The sequence below is a fragment of the Nocardia sp. NPDC004582 genome (assembly GCF_053602115.1).
Window position 1 is genome coordinate 12505 of the sequence record NZ_JBSGCY010000045.1, and the last position, 22809, is coordinate 35313.

At 68.4% G+C, this 22809-nt stretch carries 23 protein-coding genes; 14 read left to right on the top strand and 9 right to left on the bottom strand.

Annotated elements, in window-relative coordinates; all coding sequences use genetic code 11:
* Positions 1–1170 carry a 3-hydroxy-9,10-secoandrosta-1,3,5(10)-triene-9,17-dione monooxygenase oxygenase subunit gene (gene hsaA, locus ACWELJ_RS15295; RefSeq protein ID WP_213558310.1) on the bottom strand — a complete coding sequence of 390 codons (1170 nt, stop codon included), beginning with the start codon at positions 1168–1170 and terminating at the stop codon, positions 1–3.
* A gap of 201 nt (positions 1171–1371) precedes the next feature.
* Between hsaA and ACWELJ_RS15300 the strand changes: the two genes are divergently transcribed.
* Both ACWELJ_RS15300 and ACWELJ_RS15305 read left to right on the top strand, forming a co-directional pair.
* On the top strand, positions 1372–2577 hold the full coding sequence (locus ACWELJ_RS15300; protein WP_452366779.1) for a Rieske 2Fe-2S domain-containing protein: 1206 nt from the start codon (positions 1372–1374) through the stop codon (positions 2575–2577).
* Complete coding sequence (locus ACWELJ_RS15305) at positions 2577–2906, top strand: hypothetical protein (RefSeq protein ID WP_452366780.1); 330 nt, start codon at positions 2577–2579, stop codon at positions 2904–2906. The genes ACWELJ_RS15300 and ACWELJ_RS15305 overlap by 1 nt, the downstream gene beginning before the upstream one ends.
* A gap of 25 nt (positions 2907–2931) precedes the next feature.
* Here ACWELJ_RS15305 and ACWELJ_RS15310 read toward each other — a convergent pair whose 3' ends face one another.
* Positions 2932–3342 (bottom strand): cupin domain-containing protein, encoded by a 411-nt coding sequence (locus ACWELJ_RS15310; RefSeq protein WP_452366781.1) that lies wholly within the window; start codon positions 3340–3342, stop codon positions 2932–2934.
* A gap of 167 nt (positions 3343–3509) precedes the next feature.
* Between ACWELJ_RS15310 and ACWELJ_RS15315 the strand changes: the two genes are divergently transcribed.
* Together ACWELJ_RS15315 and ACWELJ_RS15320 are read left to right on the top strand one after the other, a co-directional pair.
* The gene (locus ACWELJ_RS15315; RefSeq protein ID WP_452366782.1) at positions 3510–4424 is read left to right on the top strand and encodes an AraC family transcriptional regulator; all 915 of its coding nucleotides are present in this window, start codon (positions 3510–3512) and stop codon (positions 4422–4424) included.
* 76 nt (positions 4425–4500) lie between these two features.
* On the top strand, positions 4501–5235 hold the full coding sequence (locus ACWELJ_RS15320; protein WP_452366783.1) for an SIR2 family NAD-dependent protein deacylase: 735 nt from the start codon (positions 4501–4503) through the stop codon (positions 5233–5235).
* 5 nt (positions 5236–5240) lie between these two features.
* Here the strand turns inward: ACWELJ_RS15320 and ACWELJ_RS15325 are convergent, their stop codons facing one another.
* Complete coding sequence (locus ACWELJ_RS15325; RefSeq protein ID WP_452366784.1) at positions 5241–5993, bottom strand: DUF427 domain-containing protein; 753 nt, start codon at positions 5991–5993, stop codon at positions 5241–5243.
* A gap of 161 nt (positions 5994–6154) precedes the next feature.
* Here ACWELJ_RS15325 and ACWELJ_RS15330 point away from each other — a divergent pair, with 161 nt between their 5' ends.
* The gene (locus ACWELJ_RS15330) at positions 6155–7600 is read left to right on the top strand and encodes an amino acid permease (RefSeq protein WP_452366785.1); all 1446 of its coding nucleotides are present in this window, start codon (positions 6155–6157) and stop codon (positions 7598–7600) included.
* A gap of 9 nt (positions 7601–7609) precedes the next feature.
* Here the strand turns inward: ACWELJ_RS15330 and ACWELJ_RS15335 are convergent, their stop codons facing one another.
* Positions 7610–8089, bottom strand: a complete 480-nt coding sequence (locus ACWELJ_RS15335) for a YbjQ family protein (RefSeq protein ID WP_452366786.1) — start codon at positions 8087–8089, stop codon at positions 7610–7612.
* A 178-nt stretch (positions 8090–8267) separates the two neighbouring features.
* On the opposite strand from ACWELJ_RS15335, the gene ACWELJ_RS15340 reads away from it, so the two are divergent.
* Positions 8268–9041: a hypothetical protein gene (locus tag ACWELJ_RS15340; RefSeq protein WP_452366787.1), complete on the top strand. Its 774-nt coding sequence runs from the start codon at positions 8268–8270 to the stop codon at positions 9039–9041.
* Positions 9042–9166: 125 nt separating this feature from the next.
* Positions 9167–9580: a zinc ribbon domain-containing protein gene (locus ACWELJ_RS15345; RefSeq protein WP_452366788.1), complete on the top strand. Its 414-nt coding sequence runs from the start codon at positions 9167–9169 to the stop codon at positions 9578–9580.
* A 58-nt stretch (positions 9581–9638) separates the two neighbouring features.
* Here ACWELJ_RS15345 and ACWELJ_RS15350 read toward each other — a convergent pair whose 3' ends face one another.
* The 5 genes from ACWELJ_RS15350 to ACWELJ_RS15370 form a co-directional block, all read right to left on the bottom strand.
* Positions 9639–10682, bottom strand: a complete 1044-nt coding sequence (locus ACWELJ_RS15350) for an acyl-CoA dehydrogenase family protein (protein ID WP_452366789.1) — start codon at positions 10680–10682, stop codon at positions 9639–9641.
* A gap of 31 nt (positions 10683–10713) precedes the next feature.
* Positions 10714–11757 carry an acyl-CoA dehydrogenase family protein gene (locus ACWELJ_RS15355; protein WP_452366790.1) on the bottom strand — a complete coding sequence of 348 codons (1044 nt, stop codon included), beginning with the start codon at positions 11755–11757 and terminating at the stop codon, positions 10714–10716.
* A 19-nt stretch (positions 11758–11776) separates the two neighbouring features.
* A complete protein-coding gene (locus ACWELJ_RS15360) occupies positions 11777–12907 on the bottom strand; it encodes an acyl-CoA dehydrogenase family protein (RefSeq protein ID WP_452366791.1) in 1131 nt (376 codons plus the stop codon).
* Positions 12908–13792 carry an enoyl-CoA hydratase gene (locus ACWELJ_RS15365; RefSeq protein WP_452366792.1) on the bottom strand — a complete coding sequence of 295 codons (885 nt, stop codon included), beginning with the start codon at positions 13790–13792 and terminating at the stop codon, positions 12908–12910.
* Between the two features lie 70 nt (positions 13793–13862).
* Complete coding sequence (locus ACWELJ_RS15370) at positions 13863–15413, bottom strand: FadD3 family acyl-CoA ligase (protein WP_452366793.1); 1551 nt, start codon at positions 15411–15413, stop codon at positions 13863–13865.
* 71 nt (positions 15414–15484) lie between these two features.
* Here ACWELJ_RS15370 and ACWELJ_RS15375 point away from each other — a divergent pair, with 71 nt between their 5' ends.
* From ACWELJ_RS15375 to ACWELJ_RS15405, 7 genes are all read left to right on the top strand, one after another.
* The gene (locus tag ACWELJ_RS15375) at positions 15485–16705 is read left to right on the top strand and encodes an acyl-CoA dehydrogenase family protein (RefSeq protein ID WP_357089968.1); all 1221 of its coding nucleotides are present in this window, start codon (positions 15485–15487) and stop codon (positions 16703–16705) included.
* Positions 16702–17496, top strand: a complete 795-nt coding sequence (locus tag ACWELJ_RS15380; RefSeq protein WP_452366794.1) for an SDR family oxidoreductase — start codon at positions 16702–16704, stop codon at positions 17494–17496. Before ACWELJ_RS15375 ends, ACWELJ_RS15380 begins: the two co-directional genes overlap by 4 nt.
* 252 nt (positions 17497–17748) lie before the next feature.
* The gene (locus ACWELJ_RS15385) at positions 17749–18453 is read left to right on the top strand and encodes a hypothetical protein (RefSeq protein WP_452366795.1); all 705 of its coding nucleotides are present in this window, start codon (positions 17749–17751) and stop codon (positions 18451–18453) included.
* Positions 18454–18549: 96 nt separating this feature from the next.
* Complete coding sequence (locus ACWELJ_RS15390; protein WP_357089804.1) at positions 18550–19158, top strand: TetR/AcrR family transcriptional regulator; 609 nt, start codon at positions 18550–18552, stop codon at positions 19156–19158.
* Between the two features lie 44 nt (positions 19159–19202).
* The gene (locus ACWELJ_RS15395) at positions 19203–20354 is read left to right on the top strand and encodes an acetyl-CoA C-acetyltransferase (RefSeq protein WP_452366806.1); all 1152 of its coding nucleotides are present in this window, start codon (positions 19203–19205) and stop codon (positions 20352–20354) included.
* Between the two features lie 130 nt (positions 20355–20484).
* A complete protein-coding gene (locus tag ACWELJ_RS15400; protein WP_452366796.1) occupies positions 20485–22320 on the top strand; it encodes a multicopper oxidase family protein in 1836 nt (611 codons plus the stop codon).
* 64 nt (positions 22321–22384) lie between these two features.
* Positions 22385–22801, top strand: a complete 417-nt coding sequence (locus ACWELJ_RS15405) for a hypothetical protein (protein WP_452366797.1) — start codon at positions 22385–22387, stop codon at positions 22799–22801.
* Positions 22802–22809: the final 8 nt, after the last annotated feature.

Below are 22809 nucleotides of genomic sequence, written 5' to 3' on the forward strand. Positions count from 1 at the left end.
TTACACCATTCCGTCGGTGACCGGCAGGCCGAACGCGTGGGTGCCGTACATGACGTAGGCGCGCTCGGGATCCTGCGAGGCGTGCACGCGGCCGGCGTGGGCGTCACGCCAGAAGCGCTGCAGCGGAGTGCCTTCCACCAGCGCGGTGGCGCCGGCGGCCTCGAAGAGGCGGTCGACGGAGGCGATCACGCGGCCGGTGGCGCGCACCTGGTCGCGGCGGGCGGCGGCCCGCATCTCGAACGGGACGTCCTTGCCGGCCACGATGCACGCGTACTCGTCGGCGATATTGCCCGACAGCTGACGCCAGGCGGCGTCGATGTCACTGGCGGCCTCGGCGATGCGGACCTTGGCGAACGGGTCGTCCTTGGCGTTCTCGCCGGCGAAGGCGGCGCGCACGCGCTTGCCCTGGTGCTCGACGTGCGCCTCGTAGGCGCCGTAGCCCATGCCGATGATCGGCGCGGTGATGGTCGCGGGATGGATGCTGCCCCACGGCATCTTGTACAGCGGATCGGTATTCTGTTCCAGGCCAGGCGATTTCAGTTCGCCCATGGTCCGCATGCTGAGGAAACGGTGCTTGGGAACGAAGACGTCCTTGACCACGACGGTGTTGGAGCCGGTGCCGCGCAGGCCGACCACGTGCCACACATCGTTGACGACGTACTCGCTGCGGGGGATCAGGAACGAGCCGAAGTCGACCGGCTTGCCGTTCTTGATGACCGGGCCACCGACGAACACCCAGTCGGCGTGATCGGAGCCGGAAGACCAAGCCCACGAACCGTTCACGGTGTAGCCGGAGCCGTCCTCGGTCACCACGCCCGCGCCCATCGGGGCGTAGGAGGAGGAGATCCGGACCTCGGTGTCGTTGCCCCAGACCTCTTCCTGGGCCTTCTGGTCGAACAGCGCCAGGTGCCAGTTGTGGATGCCGAGGATGCCGGCACACCAGCCGGTGGAACCGCACGCGCTCGCGAGCTTGCGGACGGTGTCGTAGAAGATCACCGGATCCGCGGCGTAGCCGCCCCACTGCTTGGGCTGCACGAGCTTGAAGAAGCCGGTCGCCTGCAGATCCTTGACGGTCTGGTCCGGAAGGCGGCGCAGATCTTCGGTCTCCTGGGCGCGCTCACGCAGGGTGGGCAGCAGCGCCTCTACCCGCTCAACTACTTCTTGCGTCATCTCGCCAGATGCTCCTGCCTGGTGCTGGTACCGGAAGCGGTCTTCGTTTGCCCCTGAGAGTAGAACACGTTCTTATTCCTGTCGAGAACGCGGTTCACGCCCAGCTCAGAGACTCCCCATCCAGGTAGTTGGTCCTATCGCTGGCAAACGGTCAGCCGATTTTGTAACGTGTTCTAGTACATCCATAGGAGGATCAGGAAAATGGCGACATCCCCCCAAGGGCCCCGCGGGAAGGTCCGCGAGATCGACGTGGGCACCGCGCCCACCCGTTTCGCCCGGGGCTGGCACTGTGTAGGCCTGGCCAAGGACTTCCGGGACGGCAAGCCGCACTCGGTCAATATTTTCGGCACCAAGCTGGTCGTTTTCATGAACAGCCAGGGCGAACTGAAGGTCCTGGACTCCTACTGCCGCCACCTCGGCGGCGACCTCTCCATGGGTGAGGTCAAGGGCGACTCCATCGCCTGCCCGTTCCACGACTGGCGCTGGGGCGGCGACGGCAAGTGCACCGGTATCCCCTACGCCCGGCGCGTGCCCCCGCTGGCCCGCACCCGCGCGTGGATCACGCTCGAGCGCAACGGTCAGCTGTACGTGTGGCACGACCACGAGGGCAACCCGCCCTCGGACGAGGTGACGATCCCCTACATCGAGGGTCCGTACACCAATGCCGACGGCACCCCGTCGGAGAGCCTCAACGACGGCTGGACCGACTGGACCTGGCACTCGTTGCTGATCGAGGGCTCCAACTGCCGCGAGATCATCGACAACGTCGTGGATATGGCGCACTTCTTCTACATCCACTACGCCTTCCCGACGTACTTCAAGAACGTCCTCGAGGGTCACGTCGCCACCCAGTACCTCGAGACCAAGGGTCGCCCGGACATCGGCAAGGCGGCCGCGAACGGCATCGACGTGCTGCTCAAGTCCGAGGCGTCGTACTTCGGCCCGTCGTACATGATCAACCCGCTGCTCAACATCTACAGCGGCTTCGAGGTCAAGACGGTCCTCATCAACTGCCACTACCCGGTCTCGCAGGACTCGTTCGTGCTGCAATGGGGTGTGTCGCTGCAGAAGCCGCAGGGGCTGCCCGAGGCGCAGGCGGCCAAGTTCGCCGCCAAGATGACCGAGGGCGTGTCCGAGGGCTTCCTGCAGGACGTCGAGATCTGGAAGCACAAGTCCAAGATCGACAACCCGCTGCTGACCGAGGAAGACGGCCCGGTCTACCAGCTGCGTCGCTGGTACGAGCAGTTCTACGTCGATGTCGCCGACATCGACCCGAAGATGACGCAGCGCTTCGAATTCGAGATCGACACCTCCAAGGCCAACGAGCAGTGGGGTATCGAGGTCGAGGAGAACCTGCGCAAGAAGGCGGAGGCCGAGGCGGCCGCCGCGCAGGAGGCGAACGCCTGATGACCACCTGGGCGAAGGCACCCGATTTCGCGGACCGGCCGGAACAGCGAGCGCGGGTGCGCGCCCAGACGGTCGTCGACAAAGAGCACTACATGGAGTCCGGGCTCACGCCGATCGCGTGCCAGTCCTGCGGCACCGAGGTGCTCGTGCGCAAGCACAGCCACAACCAGAAGACGGTGCAGTGGACGGTCAACCCGGCCGACCACTGCCCGGTCTTCCGCAAGCTGGCCGAGGCCGGGCCCACCACCGGGAAGCCGGACTCGTGCCCGAATCTCGAGAAGACCATCGACCACGCGGTCGCGGAAGGGATTCTCGGGATCGACGACTGACGTCGTTCGACCCACCGGAAATGCCTCAGTCGAGCCGGAAGTCGGCGAAGTCGAATCCGGGCGAGACGACACAGCTCACCAGGACGTAGTCGTCTCCCGCCGGACGGGCGGCCTGGCTGATCCCGCCGGGAACCACCGCCTGGGGGCGCTGCCCCTGCTCCACATCGGGTCCGAGGAGGATCTCCTCACCCCCGATGTTCAGCAGCAGGGGCCCACCCCGATGCCAGAACCAGATCTCGTCCGAGGCCACCGTGTGCGGCGCGGACTTCTCACCCGGCAGCAGCAGGAAGTAGATCGCGGTCCCGCTCGCCCGCGCCCCCGGATAGCCCTCCGGCGTGAATTCCACCGCGCTGCGCCAGGTTTCGCGATACCAGCCCCCTTCGGGATGCGGCTGAAGATCCAATTCTGCGGCCAGTTTCGGACGGTCGTCGCTCATCGGCCCACTGTATTTCCGGATGCCGGGTGATGCTGTCATTCGCCACATCGGGCGATGCCGAGTGGCGTGAATGCGCAATTCGAACCATCCTCGTAGTGAGCGGATACGTGGATAAATTGGTCGGATCGATGCCTGAAACGCTCATGCCTGAGCGGTATGGTGAGTGTGTGGATCTGCTCAGCGAGACCATCTCCGCCATCCGGACCGGTCATCCGACCTCGGGGATGTTCGTGCGGCACGCGCCCTGGGGGCGCGGCTATCCGGTGGTCCCGGGCACGGGATTCCATGTGGTGCTGCAAGGTTCGTGCTGGCTGGTGCCGCCGGACGGGGAACCGATCGCGCTCGGCGTGGGCGATGTGATCCTGATGCCGCGCGGGGCGGATCACGTCCTCGTCGACAGCCTGGACAGTCCGGTCACCGAGCGGGCGCGGCCGGGTGAGCCTCGCGAGATCGCCGGGCCGGGCGCGCGCTGCGTGCTGGTCTGTGGTGCCTACGAGCTGGGTCGCCGGCGCAGTCACCCGCTGCTCGACGAACTGCCCGATTTCATGCATCTCCCGGCCCGTCCCGGCCGGCACCCGGCGCTGCGCGGCGCGGTGGATCTGCTCGCGGCCGAGATCGCCGAGCCGCGCGCGGGCACCGACGCCGCCATCCCGGCCCTGCTGGAGACCATGCTGCTGTTCGCGTTGCGCGCCTGGTTCGACGACCGGGCCGGGGAACCGACGGGCTGGGCCGGGGCCTTCACCGACCCGGCGGTCACCGCCGCCCTGCGCGCCATGCACGAAGCGCCCGAGCGGTCCTGGGCGGTGCCGGAACTGGCTGCCCTGGCGGGTGTTTCGCGGGCCACCCTGTCCCGGCGCTTCACGGCCACCGTCGGCGAGCCGCCCTTGTCCTATCTCACCCGCTGGCGCATGCTCACCGCGGCGCGGCTGCTGCGGGAATCCGATACGCCGCTATCCGCCCTCGCCCGCAAGGTCGGCTACCAGTCCGAGTTCGCCTTCGCGAAGGCGTTCAAGCGGGAATACGGCCTGGCCCCAGGGCAATACCGGCGCGCGGCGGACCAGCCCGCCGTCATCGCGGTCTGAGGCCCGCGCCGCCGCGCCGCTGAACGGCCGGTAAACCGGAGGCGGGGACGCCGCGGGTGAGCCTAGGCTGGCAGGTGTGACGGACTGGCGTGCACGCAAGGGGCCGATCGGGGTACTGACGGGCGCGGGCATCTCCACCGATTCCGGGATTCCGGATTTCCGTGGGCCGCGCGGGGTCTGGACCGAGGATCCGATCGCGGAACTGCTCTCCACCTACCAGAACTACGTGGCCGATCCGGAACTGCGGGCGCGGGCCTGGCTGGCCCGCCGCGACAATCCGGCCTTGACGGCCACGCCGAACGACGCCCATCGGGCGCTGGCGCGGCTCGCGCAACGGCGGCAGGTCGGGATCATCACGCAGAACATCGACCGGCTGCATCAGCGGGCCGGCTCGGAGACCGTGGTGGAGATCCACGGCAATATGTTCGAAGTCGTCTGCGTCGACTGCGAATTCACCGATTCCATGGCGGCGACGCTGGAACGGGTCGCCGCCGGGGAACCGGATCCCGCCTGCCCGGACTGCGGCGGCATTCTCAAGGCGGCGACCATCATGTTCGGCCAGCACCTGGACTCCGACGCGATCCGCGCGGCGGTGCAGATCGCGGAGACCGCGGAAGTGTTTCTGGCCGTGGGCAGTTCACTCCAGGTGGAGCCCGCGGCCTCGATGTGCGCGGTGGCGGTGGACGCGGGTGCGGACCTGGTGGTCGTGAACGCCGAGCCCACGCCCTACGACGAGTACGCCGCCGAGATCGTGCGCGACCCGATCGGGGCGGCGCTGCCCCGGCTGGTGTCGGAGATCCTGGGGGACTGAGGGTTTCAGCCGAACGGTGTGTGCGGGCGGGCCTGCAGTTCGCCGTCGATCCAGATGTCGACCTTCTCGTTGTAGAAGCACGCCAGTCCGGCGATCTTCTGGCTCTCCGGCAGCGGGGTGCGGTAGATCCAGACCAGGTCCCGGAACTCCTCGTCGCCGAGGCGGACGCTCCAGTATTCGGCGGTGCCCTTGTACGGGCACTGGGTGGTGGTGTCCGACGGCGTCAGCAGATCCATGCGGACATCGGTGAGCGGCACGTAGTAGCGCGGCGGCAGGCCGGTCTCGAACAGGATGCGGGGGCCGTGCGAATCGGCCAGCACCTGGCCGTTCAATTCGACGCGCATGTGCCGTGAGCTGGCCAGAATGTCCACGCGGGTGTACGGGTCGCGCGGATGGACGTAGATCGGCTCGTCCTCCTCGAACCATTCGGTCATGGCGTGGAAATCCAGTTTCACCAGGTCACGCAGTTCCGGGAGCGGCGAGTCCAGGTGCCGGACGGCCGCGCCGGCCGCCACCTGGCCGTCGGCGACCACATCGAATTCGGTGCCGATGCCGCGGCTCGGGGAGGGGCGGGTCTTGCCATTGGGTTCGAGTTTGACCCGCAGGTCCTCGACCGGCAGGTAGTAGGTGGGGTAGTGCGGCGACTCCCACACCAGCGTCGGGGTGACGGTGTCCGCGGCCAGGTGACCGCCGAGGTAGGCGCGTACCCGCTTGGCGCTCGGTTCGACGCGTACTCGGCCGCGCTGAGTCTCGGTCATAGGTCCGACGGTACGCCCGGAATGGAAACGGCTGGCGGCGAAGCGGATTCGGGATGCGGGCCGATGGCGGCCGAACGGGGTGCCGGAGGCGATTTTCCCCGGCTGACCAGGCTCGATAGGGTGGTCTGGCAATTTGTGGGCAACATGAAGGTGGCGGTCAGATGTCGGAACCGGTCGAGGCGCGCGTGACGGGGCCGGACGGCACACTCCCGCGGGGAACGACGCCACCCGAGCCGCCGGGCCTGCGCACCGGGCTCCGGCGCCGCCATATGACCATGATCGGCATCGGCGGCGCGATCGGCGCCGGGCTGTTCGTCGGCAGCGGCTCGGTCATCCAGACCGCCGGGCCCGCCGCCGTGCTCTCCTACGCGGCCGCCGGGCTGGTGGTGCTGTGCGTGCTGCGCGCCCTCGGCGAAATGGTGGTGGCCCGCCCGGTCGCCGGATCGATGGGCGAGTACGCGCGCCTGGCCATGGGCCCGTTCGCCGGATTCACCGTCGGCTGGCTGTACTGGTACCTCTACGTCATCCTGGTCGGGGCCGAGGCCGTGGCCGGGGCGGCCATCCTCGGCAACTGGATCGACCTGGACCAGTGGGTGCTCTCGGCCGGGCTGCTGGTCATCATGACCGCGGTCAACCTGATGTCGGTGAAGTCGTTCGGCGAGTTCGAATTCTGGTTCGCCTCGATCAAGGTGGTCGCCATCGTCGGCTTCCTGGCTGTCGGGCTGGCCTGGATCTTCGGGCTCTGGCCCGGGTCGCAGGCCGGATTCTCGAACCTCACCGGCCACGGTGGTTTCGCACCCAACGGGGTTACCGGCATCTTCTCGGCAATCGTGGTGGTGATGTTCGCCTTCGGCGGCACCGAGATCGTCACCGTCGCCGCCGCCGAGACCAAGGAACCGGCCAAGGCGGTCACCCGCGCCACCAACAGCGTGCTGTGGCGGGTGGGCCTGTTCTATGTGGCCTCGATCTTCCTGGTGGTCACGATCCTGCCGTGGAACGACGCCAAGGTGCTGAAGAGCCCCTTCGTCAGCGCGCTCGAGCACATCGGCATCCCCGCCGCGGGCACCATCATGCAGGTCGTCATCCTGACCGCGGTGCTGTCGGTGCTGAACTCGGCCATCTACGTCTCCTCCCGCATGCTCTACGTCCTCACCCGCGACGGCGACGCGCCCGCCGCCCTGGTGAAACTGAACAAGCGCGGCGTCCCCGCGCGGGCCGTCCTGCTCGGCACCATCGCCGCCTGGGGCGCGGTCATCGCCTCCTACGTCTCCCCGGACAAGGTCTTCACCTTCCTGGTGAACTCCATCGGCGTGGTGCTGGCCTTCGTCTACGTGGCGATCATGTTCTCCCAGCTACGACTTCGCGCCCGCCTCCGCCGCGAGGACCCCGCCGCCCTCAGCTACCGCATGTGGGGCTACCCCTACGTCAGCTGGGCCGTCGTCATCGCCCTGTTCGCCGTCTTCGTGGCCATGGCCCGCAACCCCGACCAGCGCAACCAGCTCATCGCCTCCACCGTCAGCCTCCTGGTGGTGATGGCGATCTACCCCTTGCGCGCCAGGTTCGGCCGCAAGAAGCCGGTCCGCGAGGTCGAGGTACTGCACCACTGACCGGCCGGGCTACTTCTCGACAGGCTTGACCACGACGGCGGTGCCGTAGGCGGCGACCTCGCTCATGGTGTTGGCGATCTCGTTGCAGTCGAAGCGCATCGCGATCACCGCGTTCGCGCCGTACGCCATCGCATGTTGGCACATGCGCATGATCGCCTCGTGCCGCGACTGATAGAGCAGTTGCGTGTATTCATGAATCTCGCCGCCGCCCAATGCCCGGAACCCGGCCGCGAAATTCGCACCGAGGCCGCGGCTGCGGACGGTCAGGCCCGCGACCTCGCCGATCACCTGGACGATCTCCTGGCCGGGCACGTCGTTCATGGTGGACACCAGGATCGGGAACTGCGGGGCCGGAGGCTGCTGCGGCTGCGGCTGGCCCTGCTGCGGGTAAGGGGCCTGGCCCTGCGGGGGATACGGCTGCTGGCCGGGACCCTGCGGCGGGTACTGCTGCTGCTGGTAAGGCTGCTGCGGCGGCATCGGTTGGTTCATGAGCGGGATGGTACGGGGCGCTCCGGAACATGGACCGCACTCCACGAGTGGGGTCCTCGAAGTGCGCCGACCAGTCGGCACACACGCAACTCGGAAACGCGTTTGAATCTGGGCGTTTTCCGGCAAGTAGCAAGGGATCTCGAACAAGGCTTAGAATACCTAGGTAGCGTCCGTTGGTGTGGATGATCGCAGCACCATCCGTATGTACCGCCTTCGGACCACAGCTAATCGCGGGAAGCTCGATGCTGTGGCGGCAGTGCTGCCATGGTGGCAGCGGGGATTGGTGCATGTGCAGTTCATCCAGGTGCGAAAGTTGAAGGCAGGTGTAACTGCGCTCGGCTGGCTCAGTCCACAAGAGACGAAATCGCTGCCGGGGTATCTGTCTCAGCGGCAATGGAGATCGGTCATCAGTCAGGCCAACGCAGCGCTTGTGGCTTGGCAAACAGCAGCGAAGGTCGGGCTGCGTGCCGCGATATGCGCTCTTTCCTTGGCTGACGGGGACCTCCGGGAGCAGTTGTGCCGAATCAACATCCGCGGAGCGTGGTGGGCGGTGGGTTGCATGCCTGCCGCCACGTGTGGGATCGAGGTCTCCGAAGAGGCGATCCGGATATCCGCGTCACTGATTGCGAACTGGCTGCGAAAGCACCCGTTCCCCAACCTCTCCGGGGTTCGCACAATGGCGATGGACGGCACCATCGCGAAGGTTTCCGTATCGCAGAAACCGTATGCGGACTACTGGATTAGGGTGTCCACCCTCGAAAAGCGCAGGCCAGTGAACATCCCGTTGCGGGGATACGGCTACTTCAACGACGCTGCAGGCGAGGTGCGCAACTTCTGCCAGATCAGCGTCAGTGAGGCAGGAAGCGTGTCCTTCGCCTTGGCGAAGAAGTCACCACGTGCCCAGCTGCGAGTCGAGGGTGCCGTATCCGCGAACATGTCCGCAACGAGGTAGGCCGGGTCCTCAATCGGTTGGCAGACAGCGATATTCGGGAGTTGGTTGTGGAGGAGTTGGACTTCCGCTCGGGCGGTCTGTCGCGGCGATTGAATCGGATAGTGAGCCGAGCGGGCAGGGCGGCAGTGAGTGCCAAGTTCACGTCACTCACCGCGACCCGTGGGATTACCGTCACCACGGTCAACTCGACCCATACGTCCCGTGGCTGTTCCGGCTGTGGCTACGTGGACAAGAAGAACAGGATCTCCCAGAAGCGGTTCTCATGCCGTTTCTGCGGTAAGAAGCTCCTTGCAGACATCAACGCTGCCCGAAATGTCCTGGGACGTTCCCAGACTCATGGCGGCCTGCGTGACTGCACCAAGGAGCAAGTCCTTGCTGAGATGGATCGGTCGTTCCGTGCTAGATGGCGAATCGAGCCGACCCTTCTCCGCGAGCGACGATTTCACGCGGTCGCAGCACCGCTACGCCGTCCGAAGGACGACGTCAACCGAGGTTGTGGAGTAACAACTCGATCGCCCCGGATACTGCAGGAGCCGTAGTTGTCAGGGCAGCAGCCCGTGCGCAACTGCGCACGGGCCGTGTCCGGAGGCCTCGCCGCTAGGCCGGGCGGGCCAGGGGACGGGCCGGGGTGCCGAACAGCTGGGCGTCGGCGTGGGCGCGCTTGAAGAACAGGTGCGCGTCGTGCTCCCAGGTGATGGCGATGCCGCCGTGCATCTGGACGGTCTCCGACACCACGTGGTTGAAGGTGTCGATGGCGTGCAGGCGAGCCGCCTGGATGTCGATCGGCTCGACCGCGCCCTCGGCGAGACCCGCGATGGCCAGGTAACCCAGCGAGCGCGCCGACTCCACCAGCACGTACATGTCGGCCATGCGGTGCTTGAGGGCCTGGAAGCTGCCGATCGGGCGACCGAACTGGACGCGGGACTTCGAGTACTCGACGGTCATGTCGAGGCACTGCTCGGCCGCGCCGATCTGCTCGGCCACCATTGCGGCCCAGGCGATCTCGCGCAGCCGGGTGACGTCGAGCTGACCCAGCGGGGTCGCCGCCACGGAGTCGAAGTCGACGCGCGCCAGCTTGCGGGTCGGGTCCTGGGTGACCACGGCGGTGCGAGTGACGCCCGCCGCGTCCGCCGCGACCTCGAACAGGCCCTCGGCGGTCAGTACCAGCAGGGTGTCGGCGAACGCGCCGTCGAGCACGTAATGCGCGGAGCCCGAGAGGGTTCCGCCGGCCGACCGGACACCGAAGGCGTCCCAGCCGCTCGCCGCGGCCCAGCACAGCGCCAACGTCCGCGCGCCCTCGGCGACCTCCGGCAGCAGCCGCGCGTTGGCCTCGGCGTTCCCGGCCAGCAGCAGTGCCTGCACACCCAGCACGGCCGAACCGAGCATCGGCGGCGCGGACAGCGTGCGGCCGAGCTCCTCGACCACCAGCAGGGATTCGACCAGGCCGACCCCGATGCCGCCGAACTCCTCCGGAATGGCCAGGGCCGCGACGCCGACCTGCTCGCACAGCAGCTTCCACAGCTGTTCGTCGTAGCCGCGCTCGGTCTCCAGCCCGCGCCGCATGGCCGCGCTGTCACCGTGCTTGGTCAGCACCGCGCGCACGGTGGTGACGAGTTCCTGCTGTTCGGCAGTGAGGCTCATGCCTGCGCTCCCCAGGGGTAGAAGTGACTGCTCATGCGACGTTCCCGGCCCGGAGCGCCGCGGCGATGCGGGCGCGGTGCTGCGCGGGAGTGCCCCAGGCCGAACGCAGGGCGGTGACCTTGGTCAGCCACAGCGACAGATCGCATTCGGCGGTGTAGCCGATCGCGCCGTGCACCTGCAGCGCGATGCGCGCGGTCTGGTAGGCGGCCTCGCCGCAGGCCAGCTTGGCCGCGGAGATGTCGCGGCCCCGGGTCTCGGCGTCCGCGCCCGACTCCAGGGTCAGCGCGGCCCGATACAGCAGCGGCAACGCCATCTCCAGGCCGATGTGGGCATTGGCCAGGTGGTGCTTGATGGCCTGGTTGCGGCCGATCGGGGTGCCGAACTGCTGGCGCTGCTTCACGTACTCGACGCTGGTGTCCAGCATGGCCCGGCCCGCGCCGAGCAGCTGCGCGGCGGCGGCCAGGGCGGCGGTGTCGAAGGCCAGATCGATTGCGGCGCTGACGCCTTCGCCCTCGGCCAGGGTCTCGCCCGCGGTCACGGTGTAGAGGCGGCGCGCCGCGTCCACCGACGGCACCAGGTCACCGGCGGTGCCCACCGCGATGCGGTCGCCCTCGGCGATCAGCACCAGGTCGGCGATATCGGCGTCCAGCGCGGTGGCGGCACCGGCGGAGCGGCCCGCGTTGGCGCCGGCCGACGCGGTCACCGCGAGGGTGCCCAGCTTCGCGCCCTCGGCCAGTTCCGGCAGCTGCTCGGCGGCCAGTGCGGCATCCGGAAGCGCCTGCAGCAGTGCGGGAATCGCGGCGGCGGTCTCCACCAGCGGACCCGGCACGGCGGCCCGGCCGATCTCGGTGAAGGCCACGATCATCTCGACCGGTCCGGCGCCGAAGCCGCCATTGTCCTCGGAGACGGTCAGCCCCAGCGCGCCCGCCTCGGCCAGCTGGCCGATCAGCGCGCGCCCGGCGGCGGCCTCGCCCTCGCCCCACGCCCGGACCAGGCCGGGAGTCTTGGCGGCCTCGCCCATCTTGCGCAGGCTGGCGGCGAAATCGTTCTGTTCTGCGGTCAATGCGAATCGCATGTCGTCGTCCTCCCTGTGGCTATCGCGGCAGGCCGAGCAGGCGTTCGGCGATGATGTTGCGCTGGATCTCGTTGGTGCCGGCGTAGATCGGGCCCGCCAGCGAGAACAGGTAACCGTCGGTCCAGGCCGACTCCTGCTCCGCGGCCGCGCCGTGCAGATCGAGCGCGGTCTCGTGCATGGCGATGTCCAGATCCGACCAGAACACCTTGTTCACCGAGGACTCCGCGCCCAGCTGGCCGCCGTCGGCCAGGCGGGTGACGGTGGCCCAGGTGTTGAGGCGGTACGCCTCCGCGCCCACCCACGCGTCCACGACGCGGTCGGCGGCGGCGGTGTCGGACTCGGCGGCCGAGTCGCGCCACAGCTCGATCAGCTTGGCGGCGGTGGCGGTGAACCGGCCCGGGGCGCGCAGCGACAGACCGCGCTCGTTGCTGGAGGTCGCCATGGCGACCTTCCAGCCGTTGTTGGCCTCACCGATCACGTCGGAGTCCGGGACGAACACGTTGTCCAGGAAGATCTCCGCGAAGCCCGGCTCGCCGTCCAGCTGCGGAATCGGCCGCACCGTGATGCCTTCCGCGGTGAGCGGGAACATCAGGTAGGTGAGGCCCTTGTGGCGCTGCGCCTCCGGGTCACTGCGGAACAGGCCGAAACCCCAGTCCGCGAACGAGGCCCGCGAGCTCCAGGTCTTCTGGCCGTTGAGCAGCCAGCCGCCCTCGGTGCGCTTGGCGGTGGAGCGGATGCCCGCGAGGTCGGAACCGGCCTCCGGCTCGGACCACGCCTGCGCCCAGATGTCGTCGGCGCGCGCCATTCTCGGCAGGATGCGGGCCAGCTGCTCGGGCGAGCCGTGCTCGAACAGGGTGGGGGCGAGCAGGAAGATGCCGTTCTGCGAGACGCGACCCGGCGCGCCCGCGGCGTAGTACTCCTCCTCGAAGATGACCCATTCGGTCAGCGAGGCGTCGCGGCCGCCGTACTCGGCGGGCCAGGCCACACACGACAGGCGGGCGTCGGCCAGCTTGGCCTCCCACTCACGGTGCAGTTCGAAACCGGCCTTGGTGTCCATGGACGGCAGGGGAGCGGCGGGCTTGTTGGCCGCCAGGAACTCGCGCACCTCGGCGCGGAATTCCTCGGTCTTGCTGTCGAATTCGAGATCCACTTACTTTGCCCCGTCATTGGTAGTAGCGGCCGCTTTCATGGACTTCGCGTCCATACCGCCCAGTGAGCCTGTGCCGACCTCGGCGTTGTGCGCGTGCGCGAAGTGATGCAGGCCGAACACGGAATCCATGCCCGCGCGCATCCCCATCAGGTCCTCGCACTGGTTGACGGCCTTCTTGGTCAGCGCCAGCCCGAACTGCGGCATCTCCGCGATCTTCTCGGCCAGCGCGAAGGTCTGCGCCTCCAGCTCCGCGCGCGGGACAACGCGATTCAGCATGCCCCACTCGTAAGCCTGTGCCGCGGTGAAGCGCTCACCGGTGAACAGCACCTCCTTGGCGCGGCGCGGACCCAGCACCCACGGGTGCGCGAAGTACTCGACGCCCGGAATGCCCATGCGCACCACCGGATCGGAGAAGAACGCGTCCTCGGAGGCCACGATCATGTCGCAGGCCCAGGCCAGCATGAGCGCGCCCGCGATGCACGCGCCCTGCACCATGGCGATGGTCGGCTTGGGGATCTCCCGCCAGCGCCGGCACATGCCCAGGTACACCTCGGACTCGCGCGCGAAGCGCTGATCGCCGCCCGGCCGGTCCACGTGGTCCCACCACATGACGGCCTGGTTCTCGTAGGAGATGTGATGATCGCGGCCCTGCGTGCCGATGTCGTGCCCGGCGCTGAAATGCTTTCCGGCCCCGGCCAGGACGATCACCTTGACCTCGGCGTCCTCGACGGCCTTGGTGAAGGCGGCGTCGAGCGCGTAGGTCATGACCGAGTTCTGCGCGTTGCGGAAGTCCGGGCGGTTCAGCGTGACGACCGCGATCGGGCCGCGCTTCTCGTAGAGGACGACTTCGCCCTCATCGGGGATGGGCCCCAATTCCTGGCTCACACTGCCTCCTTATGCGTGATCGAGCGCCCCGCGTGGTTACGCTGCGCTACCGCCTCCGGGCTGGACTCGATCACGCGGTCTCCTCATCACGTAGATTCCGCTTCAGGACCTTGCCCGCCGCGTTGTAGGGCAGCGCGTCGCGGAATTCCACGAATCGCGGCACCTTGAAGTTGGCCAGCATGGTCTTGGCCTGCGCGATCACGTCCTCGGCGGTCAGCTCCGAGCCGGCCCGGCGCACCACGTACACCTTGCCGACCTCGCCCATGCGCTCGTCGGGCACGCCGATGACCGCGGTCTCGGCGACGCCGTCGATGCGGGCCATGGCCTGCTCCACCTCGGCGGGATACACATTGAAGCCGCCGGAGATGTACATGTCCTTGAGCCGGTCGGTGACCTTCATGTAGCCGCGCTCGTCGATCACCGCGACATCGCCGGTGTGCAGCCAGCCGTCCGGATCGACGGTGGCGGCGGTGGCCTGCGGGTCGTCGAGGTAGCCGCGCATCACCTGGTCGCTGCGCAGCAGCAGTTCGCCGTTGTCGGCCAGCTTCATCTCGAAGCCGTCGATGGGGCGGCCGCAGGTGTTGGCGATGGTCTCGCTGGAGTCCTCGGGGCGGCACATGGTGCCGAAGCCGCCGGACTCGGTCTGGCCGTAGGCGGTCAGTACCACGTCGAAAGTCAGCTCCGAGCGCAGTCTTTCGATGAGCACGACCGGCACGGTGGCCGCACCGGTGACCGCGACGCGCAGGCTGGACAGATCCGCCGCGTCCCGCTGGGGGTGGTCGAGGATGGTCTGGTGAATGGTCGGCGGGCCGGTGAGCACGGTGATGCGCTCGGCGGCGATCAAGCGCATGGTCTCGGGCACGTCGAACACGGCCTGCGGCACGATGGTCGCGCCGGTGGCCAGGCAGGTGATGATGCCCGCCTTGTAGCCGAAGCTGTGGAAGAACGGCGGCACCACCAGGTAGCGGTCGTCGCTGTTCAGGGTGGCGCAGTCGGCCCAGGCCCGGGCGCTGGTCAGCAGCTGGCGGTGCGCGATCAGCGCGCCCTTGCTGCGGCCGGTGGTGCCCGAGGTGAACAGGATGTCGGAAAGGTCGTCCGGCGACACCGATTCCGCGCGCGCCACGACGTCGTCGAGGCTGACGGTCTCGGCCACCTTGCCCAGATCCGACCAGGCGATGGCGTTCTCGACCGGAGCCTCGCCCTCGACCGGAATCACGACGATCGTCTCGATGCCCAGTTCGGGTGCGTGCGCGCGCAATTCGGCCAGCCGGTCGCGGCCGAGGAACTCACCGGCGATGAACAGCGCCTTGGCGTGCACCCGCGACAGCGTGTCCGCCGCCTCGTCGGCCACGTACCGCGTGTTCAGCGGCACGATGGTCGCGCCCACGTAGTGGGTGGCCAGCACCGCGGTCACCCAATGATGGGTGTTGGGTGCCCAGATGCCGATGCGATCGCCGCGTTCGATACCGCGGGCCATGAGCGCACGGGCGGTCTCACGGACCGAGTCCAGCAGTTGCGACCAGCTCAGTCGCACGGCACCGTCGGCCACGGCGGGCGCGTCGCCGAAGGCGTGCGCCGCCGCGTGCAGAGCGAGCGGTGTGGTCTGCGGAGGAGATGTCACTGGGCTTCCTCGCTGTCCGGGAATGGGTCTAACAAAGCAAGTGCTTGGTAGGTTACTCTACCGACGTGAGCATGATCCAGACCCCCGAACCGGCCAGCGGGACTGAGCCCCGCGAGGATGCCGAATTCCGTACCGAGGTGCGGGAATGGCTGGCCGAGAACCTGAACGGCCAGTTCCGCGAGCTGCGCGGTCTGGGTGGTCCCGGGCGCGAGCACGAGGCATTCGAGGAGCGGCTCGAATGGGACCGCGCCCTCGCCGCCGCCGGGCTGACCTGCCTGGGCTGGCCCAAGGAGTGGGGCGGCCGCGACGCCACCCTGCGCCAGCAGGTCATCTTCCACGAGGAATACGCCAAGGCCGACGCCCCGGCCCGGGTCTCGCACCTGGGTGAGGAACTGCTCGGCCCGACCGTCCTGGCCTTCGGCACCGAGGAGCAGAAGCAGCGCTTCCTGCCCGGCATCCGCAACGTCACCGAACTGTGGTGCCAGGGCTACTCGGAGCCGGGCGCGGGCTCGGATCTGGCTGCCGTCACCACCTCCGCCCAGCTCGAGGGCGACGAGTGGGTCATCAACGGCCAGAAGGTGTGGACCTCGCTGGCGCACCTGTCGGACTGGTGCTTCGTGGTCGCCCGCACCGAGAAGGGCTCGACCCGCCATCACGGCCTGTCCTATCTGCTCGTGCCCATGAAGCAGCCGGGCGTCGAGGTGCGGCCGATCATCCAGCTCACCGGGACCGCGGAATTCAACGAGGTCTTCTTCGAGAACGCCCGCACCGCCGCCGATCTGGTGGTCGGGCAGCCCGGCGACGGCTGGAAGGTCGCCATGGGCACGCTCACCTTCGAGCGCGGCATCTCCACGGTAGGCCAGCAGATCCGCTACGCGCGCGAGCTTGCCGATCTGGAGGCCGTGGCCAAGGAGAACGGGGCCATCGACAACCCGGTCATCGCCGATCGCCTGGATAAGGCGTGGGTCGGCCTGCGGGTGCTGCGCGCCCACGTGCTGCGCACCCTGGAGTCCGGCCACGACGGGGCCTCCGTGGACGCTCGCACCGCCGCCGGTCAGGCGTCGGTCACCAAGCTGCTGTGGGCCAACTGGCACCGCGACCTGGGTGAGCTGGCCATGGACGTGCTCGGCGCGCCCGGCCTGATCGCCGACGGCGAGGGCGACGACCTGAACGCCTGGCAGCGCATGTTCCTCTTCACTCGCGCGGACACCATCTACGGCGGTTCGAACGAAGTGCAGCGCAATATCATCTCCGAGCGCGTGCTCGGACTTCCCCGAGAGGCTCGACCGTGACCGACCTGTCCACCGCCCCCGAAATCACCCCCGGCCACAACCTGCTCGCGGGCAAGATCGCGGTCGTGACCGCCGCCGCGGGCACCGGCATCGGCTCGGCCACCGCGCGCCGCCTGCTCTCCGAGGGCGCCGACGTGGTCATCTCCGACTGGCACGAGCGTCGCCTGAAGGAGACCGAGGCGGCCCTGCAGGCCGAATTCCCGGATCGCCGAGTCGCTTCGGTGCCGTGCGACGTCAGCTCCACCGAGCAGGTCGACGCCCTGATCGCCGGTGCCGTGGCCGCCTTCGGCCGCATCGACGTCATGGTCAATAACGCCGGTCTGGGCGGCGAGGTCCCGGTCGTCGACATGACCGACGAGCAGTGGGACAAGGTCCTCGACATCACCCTCAACGGCACCTTCCGCGCCACCCGCGCGGTGCTGAAGTACTTCCGCGAGGCCGGCCACGGCGGCGTCGTGGTGAACAACGCCTCGGTGCTCGGCTGGCGCGCCCAGCACGGCCAGGCCCACTACGCCGCCGCCAAGGCCGGCGTGATGGCGCTGACCCGCTGCTCGGCCGTCGAGGCCGCCGAATACGGCGTGCGCATCAACGCGGTGGCCCCGTCCATCGCGCGGCACGCCTTCCTGGACAAGGTCACCTCGGGCGATCTGCTCGACCGCCTGGCCGCCGGTGAGGCCTTCGGCCGCGCCGCCGAGCCGTGGGAGGTGGCCGCCACCATCGCCATGCTCGCCAGCGACTACACCACCTACCTGACCGGTGAGGTCGTCTCCATTTCGAGCCAGCGCGCGTAATTCGTTTCGGGCGCGGCCGAATTAGTGCGTTCGGCCGATGCGAAATGCTGTGCCGTGCGGTCGCAGCTTTTCTCACTGCCGCGTTCCCTCCGGGGGACGCGGCAGTGTCCGTTTTACCCAAGAAATAAATGGCTGGCGCGCCGACCGTGTCGTTGTGCAATCCTGGTTTAGGCCGGTACCGCTAGTCGAAGGGCGCGACCCATGGGTCCGGATCGCCGACAACAAGCACCTCCAGAACGAGCCCGCGAGGAAATGGAACTCGAGCTGATGCGCGAGGTCGTACTGGCGCGCCGCAGGCTCGACAATGTCGTTCTGGCCGCGCTGACATTGGGCGCGGAATTACTCGAGCACGACTCGGAGTGCGCCACCGCCATGCGCGCGGCGCAGATCCTCGAACAACACGCCGTGGACGAATCCGACGTGACCCGCGACCCGCGGGCCGCGTTGCGGCAGGACATGATTCGCGACCGCGATCGCGCCCGCCGCCTCGGGCTGTCCCGGGCCTCCGGGCACCTCGAGAACGAGGCGGATCAGCGCCGCCGAAAACGAACGGCCCTGCTCTGCGAGGTCCGGGCCGACCTGCTCGAGGTGGTCCGCACCTGCCGCCGCCTGCGCTACGACCATGTCGCGTTCGCCGACGGCATCGCCCAGGGATTGTGCGCCGCCACCGACAAATTGGTGGTGGGCGCGGATATGGAGACCTATCGGGCCTGGCAGCGCGGGATGGTGTTGAAGCTCATCGAGGAACCGGCGCGGGGTGACGCCCCGCCGCGCGTCATGGCCACCGTGGACGCCGGTCCGGGGCGCGATCCGATGACGGTCGAATGGGACAGTCCCGAGCGCCGATTGGCGCTGGTGGCCCGGATGGCGCGGGCGGGTATCTCCCCGGTGATCATCTGCGATCGGCTGCTGGCCGATCTGTCGGTGTCCTCGCCCCTGCGGTACTCGGTGCGCTGAGGGTTCGTCCGCCGTCGCGGTGAACGGGAGCACCCCGCCGTCGCGGTGAACGGGAGCACGGTGGACCAAGCAAATGCTTGGTTGTATATTGGGCTGGTGACCCAACCAGACCCCTCCAAATCGGCACGTCGCACCGAGCTGCTCGGCCTCGCCGCGAATCTATTCGCGGAGCGTGGCCTGCGTGCCACCACGGTGCGCGATATCGCCGACGCGGCGGGGATTCTATCCGGGAGTCTGTACCACCACTTCGATTCCAAAGAAGCCATGGTGGACGAAATCCTGCGCGGGTTCCTCGACGACCTCTTCGGACGCTACCGCGAGATCGTGTCGGCCGGCGTGCCCGCGCGCGACACCCTCGAGGCCCTGGTCACCGCGTCCTACGAATCCTTCGACCGATTCCATGCCGCCGTCGCCATCTACCAGGCCGAGGCCAAACGCCTCAGTGGCACTCCACGATTCGACTACATCGCCGAATACAACAAGGAGTTCCGCGAGCTCTGGCACCAGGTGCTGGCCAAGGGCGTCGCCGACGGCAGCTTCCGCCCGGAGATGGACATCGAACTGGCCTACCGGTTCCTGCGCGACACCGTGTGGGTGTCGGTGCGCTGGTACCAGCCCGGCGGCCGGATCACCGTGGACAACCTCGCCAAGCAGTACCTGACCATCGTGCTCGACGGGCTCACCAGCCCCGACCAGCGCGCCTAGCAGTAGGAGTTCTCATGTCAGCACCCCGCCGCCAGTATTCGCCGATGCGTGAGGCGTATGTGATCGACGCCGTGCGCACCGCGGTGGGCAAGCGGGGCGGCTCGCTGGCCGCCGTGCACCCGGCCGACCTGGGCGCGGCCGCCATCAAGGGCATCGTCGAGCGCACCGGCATCGACCCGGCCGTCGTGGACGACGTGGTATTCGGCTGCTGCGACACCATCGGCCCGCAGGCCGGCAATATCGCGCGTTCCTCGTGGCTGGCCGCCGGTTACCCGGAGTCGGTGCCGGGCGTGACCGTGGACCGCCAGTGCGGTTCCTCGCAGCAGGCCATCACCTTCGGCGCGCAGGCCATCATGTCCGGCACCGCCGAGGTGATCGTGGCGGGCGGCGTGCAGAACATGAGCGCCATCCCGATCTCGGCCGCCATGCTGGCCGGTCAGCAGTACGGCTTCGACTCGCCGTTCGTCGGCGCGGAGGGCTGGGACCACCGCTACGGCACCGGTGAAGTGTCGCAGTTCAATTCGGCCACCATGATCGCCGAGAAGTGGGACATCTCCCGCCAGGACATGGAGGAGTGGGCGCTGCGCTCCCACGACCGGGCCCGCAAGGCCATCGTGGACGGCAAGTTCGAGCGCGAGATCGTGCCGGTCGGCGAGTTCGCGATCGACCAGTGCCCGCGTGAGACCACCCTGGAGAAGATGGCCGGCCTGCAGCCGCTCGAAGAGGGCAGCCGCATCACCGCGGCGCTGGCCAGCCAGATCTCCGACGGTTCCGCCGCCACCCTGCTGGCGTCGGAGTGGGCGGTGCAGGAGTACGGCCTGACCCCGCGCGCCCGCATCCACCACGTGAGCGCGCGCGGCGCGGACCCGATCATGATGCTCACCGCGCCGATCCCGGCCACCCAGTGGGCGCTGGAGAAGACCGGCCTCACCATCCACGACATGGACGTCATCGAGATCAACGAGGCCTTCGCCTCGGTCGTCCTGGCCTGGATCAAGGAGACCGGCGCCGACCCGGACAAGGTGAACGTCAACGGTGGCGCCATCGCGCTGGGCCACCCGCTGGGCGCGACCGGCGCCAAGCTGTTCTCCACCCTGCTCAACGAGCTGGATCGGGTGAACGGCCGCTACGGTCTGCTCACCATCTGTGAGGGCGGCGGCACCGCCAACGTCACCATCATCGAGCGCCTGGGCTAGTCCCGACTCACCGTTTCGAAAGCCGCACACCGGATTACGGTGTGCGGCTTTCGGCGTTGTGCGCCCGGCGGGTCCGCTATCGTCGAGGTAGACCCGTTGACACTCGGGCATTGTCCAGGGGTGGAGCTGGATGAACGAGAACCTGCCGCGACGGGGGTTCCTGCTGGGAGCCTTCGGAATCGCGGGACTGGGCTGTCTGGCGTCGGCCGCGGCCGAACCGGTGCCCCTGCCGCCACCGCCGGTGCCGCTGCCGGCCATTCCCGCGCCGCCGGTGACGCCGTTCAACTACCACTCGCCGCCGTTGGCGCCCTATGTCGACGAGCTGCCTATTCTCGAAACACGGTCGGCGGCAGGGGAATTGGTCGCGATGTCGGGGGCGCACCGCTACCATCGGGATCTGCCGGAGACCCGCAGCTGGGGTTTCGGGCGGCCGGTGCTCGGCCCGAATCTCGAGGCCACCCGGGATCGTGTGGCGCGCATCAGGTTTCGCAATCAACTGGGCGAGCACGTGCTGGCCGCGCACGTGGACACCACCATGCACGGCGTCACCGAGGCGGATCGCACCGATCCGCGCTTCACCGTGCACCTGCACGGCGGCGCGAATTCCCCGGGCTCCGACGGGCATCCGCTGATCGGCTGGCGCAATGGCGGCGGGCCGACATTCACCTACGGCAATCGGCAGGAGGCCGCCACCCTCTGGTATCACGACCACGCCATGGGGATCACCAGATTGAACATCCAGGCGGGACTGGCTGGAATGTATTACCTGCGCGACGAATTCGATACCGGACGCGACGACAATCCACTGGGGCTGCCCAGCGGTGAATTCGAGATTCCGCTCATCGTGCAGGACCGCACCTTCAACTCCGACGGCAGCCTGCAGCCCATGGTGGCCACCTATATCGCGCAGGGCTACAACCAATCCGGTCAGCTCGGCGACGTGTGCTGCGTGAACGGCGTGGTGTGGCCGCGACTGGAGGTACGGCGCACCGTCTACCGGTTCCGGCTGCTGAACGGATCCAATTCGCGGCCCTACATCTTCGAGTTCTCCAACGCCCTGCCGTTCCTCGTCATCGGCGGCGATCTCGGGCTGCTCGACGCGCCGGTGACCGCGCCGTGGGTGCGGGTGAGCCCGGGGGAGCGGGTGGATCTGCTGGTCGACTTCCGCGGGATCCGCGACGGGGAGCACGTCGACCTGATCAACACCGCTCTCAACGATTTCGGCAATACCGTGTTCATGGCCCCCGAGCTGCGGTCGGTCATGCGATTCACGGGCGCGGGCGACGGGCCCGCCGCCGACATCCCGCCGGTGCTGCGCGGCGGTCCGGGCCGTCCCGATCCGCTGGAACCGATCCACCGGCCGGGCTCGGTGCGCACCGTGACCCTGATGGGCCTCAACGACGATTCCCGGCCGGTGGCCTTCTCGACCATGATGGCGCTGAACAACCTGGCCTTCCTGAGCCCGGACATCGATCTGGCGCGGGCCGGGACCACCGAGCAGTGGGACATCGTGAACACCACGCCGTTCGATCACCCCATCCACCTGCATCTGGCCCGGCTGCGGGTGATCGGCCGCCAGCCCATCCTGACCTCGGCCTACTTCGCCGCCCACTATCCGCCCAGGTTCGGCGCGCGCTGGGCGCCGTCGGCCGACGCCTTCGCCCTGGGACCCGAATCCGGGCCGCCGCCTTGGGAAGCCGGCTGGAAGGACACCGTCGAGTGCCCGACCGACACCATCACGCGGGTGCTGGTGCGGTGGCCGTCGGCCGCGGAGCTGGGCTTCGATCCGGATGCCGTCATCGCGGTGCCGCCGGGCGCGGAGGTGGTGGCGCCGAACCCGGATCCGGACATGACCATGCCCGCCGAGCCGGCGGCGGCCGCGGAGGTGCGCGGCTATGTCTGGCACTGCCACAATCTCGATCACGCCGATCACGACATGATGCAGCGGATTCGCGTGCTTCCCTGACGATCCAATGCGCGAAGTTCTCGATGCCGCACGGCATCTCGTCGATGCTTCCTAGACTTCCCGCATGCCGAATTCGGTGGATGCCCGGTTCGAGGAGGTGGCGCGCCTGGCCCGTCACGTCCAGGACGCGGTCGAGCGGGTACGCGCCTGCGCCGCGGTGGACGGCGTGCGCGTCGAGGTGGGCTTCGACGGGCGGATCACCACCCTGGTGCTACCGGATTCCGGTATGGCACAGTCGATTACGCGGGCCCATGAGCGGGCGTATGCGCGGGCGCGGGCGCGGGTCGCCGCCCTGCGCCGCGAGTTCACCGCCGATCCGGCCGTGGCCGCGGCCCTGCGCCGATGGCTACCCGCGGCCGCGGAGTCGTCGAATATCTGTGTCTCGCAGAATAGTTCCGGATCGGGCCCCGCGGAGGCTCCGAATCCGTACGCGCTGCCCTTCGCCATCCGGCGGCGCTACGGATTGGACCGCCGGCCGTGAGGGTTGCG